The sequence below is a fragment of the Streptomyces sp. Y20 genome (genome assembly GCF_043195475.1).
Classification (GTDB): domain Bacteria; phylum Actinomycetota; class Actinomycetes; order Streptomycetales; family Streptomycetaceae; genus Streptomyces.
On record NZ_JBIDDP010000047.1, the window covers coordinates 1 to 420 of the forward strand.

Here is a 420-nt window from a genome sequence, read left to right on the forward strand (position 1 = left end):
TCTACACCCGGACCGGCGACCAGGGCACGACGGCCCTCGGCGACATGAGCCGCACCGCCAAGACCGATCTGCGGATCTCGGCCTACGCGGACGCCAACGAGGCCAACGCGGTGATCGGGACGGCCATCGCGCTCGGGCAGCTGCCCGAGGACGTGGTGAAGGTCCTCGTACGGGTCCAGAACGACCTGTTCGACGTGGGCGCCGACCTCTCCACCCCGGTGGTCGAGGACCCGAAGTACCCGCCGCTGCGGGTGGAGCAGAGTTACGTGGACAAGCTGGAGGCGGACTGCGACCGCTTCCTGGAGGAGCTGGAGAAGCTCCGCAGCTTCATCCTGCCGGGCGGTACGCCGGGGGCGGCGCTGCTGCACCAGGCGTGCACGGTGGTCCGGCGGGCCGAGCGGTCCACCTGGGCGGCCCTGG

Annotated in this window: 1 protein-coding gene; it reads left to right on the forward strand. The window is 71.2% G+C overall.

The window, feature by feature from the left end; all coding sequences use genetic code 11:
• A partial coding sequence (locus tag ACGFT1_RS35780) for a cob(I)yrinic acid a,c-diamide adenosyltransferase (protein ID WP_373913159.1) occupies positions 1 to 420 on the forward strand: 420 nt, incomplete at both ends.